At 65.8% G+C, this 2,900-nt stretch carries 3 protein-coding genes; all 3 read left to right on the top strand.

The window, feature by feature from the left end; genetic code table 11:
* Positions 1-397 precede the first annotated feature (397 nt).
* On the top strand, positions 398-727 hold the full coding sequence (locus ACH196_RS37915; RefSeq protein WP_396651961.1) for a transposase: 330 nt from the start codon (positions 398-400) through the stop codon (positions 725-727).
* Positions 724-1,080, top strand: a complete 357-nt coding sequence (gene tnpB, locus ACH196_RS37910) for an IS66 family insertion sequence element accessory protein TnpB (protein ID WP_396651960.1) — start codon at positions 724-726, stop codon at positions 1,078-1,080. Before ACH196_RS37915 ends, tnpB begins: the two co-directional genes overlap by 4 nt.
* 69 nt (positions 1,081-1,149) lie before the next feature.
* On the top strand, positions 1,150-2,682 hold the full coding sequence (tnpC, locus tag ACH196_RS37905; protein WP_396651959.1) for an IS66 family transposase: 1,533 nt from the start codon (positions 1,150-1,152) through the stop codon (positions 2,680-2,682).
* Positions 2,683-2,900: the final 218 nt, after the last annotated feature.

The raw sequence follows: 2,900 nt of genomic DNA, 5'->3' as shown, positions 1-2,900 counted from the left end.
TTTGTGGCCGGCAACCTCGCCGACGCCCGCAGTAAGATAGGAACAGCCCCGGACGCACAATCGGGAATGCGGTAGCCAACCCGCGCATCAGAGCTTGATCACCGACGTCCTTCCGTTCCGCCTCCACCCATGTGCGATTATCCGAATGAGCAGCCGTTCCCCGGATCGGACGGCCTCCTGCGCTCCAAACCTTGACAGCGGACATCAGAGCGCTGTTCCGGTGCCACCTTTCGCGCGTGGTCGTGAGCGACGATGTTGGGAGCCTTTGAGGGCTTCGACACATGACGATTTCAGAGCTTACGCTTAAGTCCAGCGATACCGAGCCCGCGCAGCGGTTTGAGGTTTTCACGGGTTCTGGCCGGCGGCGCGAATGGTTGCCGGAGGAGAGGCTCGGATCGTGGCGGAAAGCTACGATGCCGGCGAGACGGTGAGCGCGGTGGCCCGGCGATATGCATTGTCCCCGCAGCAGTTGTTCGCCTGGCGTCGGGCCGCGCGCTTGCCGTTGGAAGAGACGCCGGCGCGGGAACCATTGTTTGTTCCGGCGGTGATTGCGGCGCCGGAGCTCGAACCGTCGGGGAAGCGCGCGCGATCGACGCGGAAGCGGAAGGCCGCGCGAGACGCCGGCGTGATCGAGTTGGAGATCGACGGCGTTGCGATGCGGGTCGGCCGTGGCGCCGATGCCAGGACGGTGGCGGCGGTGATCCGCGCGCTGAAGGCTGCGACGTGATCGGGCCGACGGGTGCGGTCAAGGTGATGGTGGCGACGAAGCCGGTGGACTTCCGCAAAGGCGCGGAGGGGCTAGCCGCGCTGGTGCGCGAGACGATGGGCGCGGACCCGTTCAGTGGCGCGGTCTACGTGTTCCGTGCCAAGCGGACGGACCGGATCAAGCTGATCTTCTGGGACGGCACCGGCGTCTGCCTCTATGCGAAGCGTCTTGAGGACGGCGAGTTCCGCTGGCCGAAGGTCCAGGACGGGATCATGCGGCTGACGGCAGCGCAGCTGTCGGCGCTGCTCGAAGGTCTCGACTGGCGACGGGTTCATGAAGCGCGCCGGACGCGCGTTCCGGCGCAGGCGGGTTGATCCGCGACCAAGTGAATCAGCCCGGATTCCACTGTCGCCCGGCGTCGGCGAATATGGTCTGATCCGCTCATGGCGATGACGGCGGACCAGCTTCCCGACGATCCGGATGCGCTGAAGGCGATGGTCCTGGCGCGCGACGTCGAGAACGCCCGACTGATCCAGATCATCAGGGAACTCCAGCGTCACCGCTTCGGCCGCCGCGCCGAGACGCTGCCGGAAGACCAGTTGCTGCTGGGTCTGGAAGAAGCCGAGCAGATCGAGGCGGCCGGCGAGGAAGAGGCCGAACGTGCCGACCCGCGCGAACGCAGCGAGCGCACAGCAAAGCGCCGGGCAAACCGTGGCTCGCTGCCCGCGCATCTGCCACGCTTCGAAACGATCGTCGACATCGACGATCACGCCTGTCCGTGTTGTCGCAATGGACTGCACCGGATCGGCGAGGACGTGAGCGAGCGGCTCGACATCGTTCCGGCGCAGCTGCGCGTGATCGTGGTGCACCGGCCCAAATATGCCTGCCGTGCCTGCGAGGACGTTGTCGTGCAGGCTCCAGCGCCCGCGCGGCTGATCGAAGGCGGCCTGCCGACCGAGGCGACCGTCGCCCAGGTGCTGGTCTCCAAATATGCCGATCACCTGCCGCTCTATCGCCAGGCGCAGATCTGCGCCCGGCAGGGCATCCATCTCGATCGCTCCACACTTGCCGATTGGGTCGGCCGTGCCGCCTGGCATCTGCGTCCCGTCCACCAGCGGCTGCTGGAGACGCTAAAGTCCTCGCTAAAACTCTTCGCCGACGAGACGACCGCGCCGGTACTCGATCCGGGCCGCGGCAAGACGAAGACCGGCCAGCTCTGGGCCTATGCCCGCGACGACAGGCCATGGCAGGGAGACGACCCGCCGGGCGTCGCCTATGTCTATGCGCCCGACCGAAAGGCGGAGCGTCCGATCGCTCATCTCGCCGGCTTCATAGGAATCCTGCAGGTCGACGGCTATGGCGGCTATCGCGTGCTCGCCGACAAGAGCGGCGTGACGCTCGCCTTCTGCTGGGCACATGTGCGCCGGCGCTTCTACGAGCTCGCCGCAGCCGGTCCCACCCCGATCGCCAGCGAGGCGCTGAGACGGATCGCCGAACTTTATCGCGTCGAAGACGGCATCCGTGGACGATCCGCCGAGCAGCGCCGTGCCGTGCGCCAAGAAAAGAGCCGCCCGATCGTCGCTGATCTCGAACCGTGGCTGCGCGAGAAACTCGGGCTAATCAGCCAGAAGACAAAACTCGCCGAGGCGATCCGCTACACGCTCTCGCGCTGGGACGGCCTCTCGCGCTTCCTCGACGACGGCCGCATCGAGATCGACAGCAACACTGTCGAGCGCTCGATCCGTCCGCTCGCGCTCAATCGCAAGAATGCACTCTTCGCCGGATCGGACGGCGGCGCCGAGCATTGGGCCGTCATCGCGTCGCTGATCGAAACCTGCAAACTCAACAGCGTCGAGCCTCTTGGTTACCTCACCGATGTCATCACCAGGATCGTCAACAACCACCCCAACAGCCAGATCGACGACCTGTTGCCCTGGGCCTACATCCAGGCTCCCGAGCTCAGGGCCGTGGCCTGAAAACACCGCTCTGATGTCCGCTGTCAAGGTTTGGAGCGCAGGAGACCGTCCGATCCGGGGAACGGCTGCTCATTCGGATAATCGCACATGGGTGGAGGCGGAACGGAAGGACGTCGGTGATCGAGCTCTGATGCGCGGGTTGGCTACCGCATTCCCGATTGTGCGTCCGGGGCTGTTCCTATCTTACTGCGGGCGTCGGCGAGGTTGCCGGCCACAAA

It is taken from the genome of Mesorhizobium sp. IMUNJ 23232, assembly GCF_044326205.1.
Classification (GTDB): domain Bacteria; phylum Pseudomonadota; class Alphaproteobacteria; order Rhizobiales; family Rhizobiaceae; genus Kumtagia.
Note: the sequence above shows the minus strand (reverse complement) of the source record. Positions and strands in the feature narration are given on the sequence as shown.

Excerpts from the sequence above, each read along its gene's own strand:
- tnpC (WP_396651959.1), top strand. The coding sequence starts at position 1,150 with ATGGCGATGACGGCGGACCAGCTTCCCGACGATCCGGATGCGCTGAAG.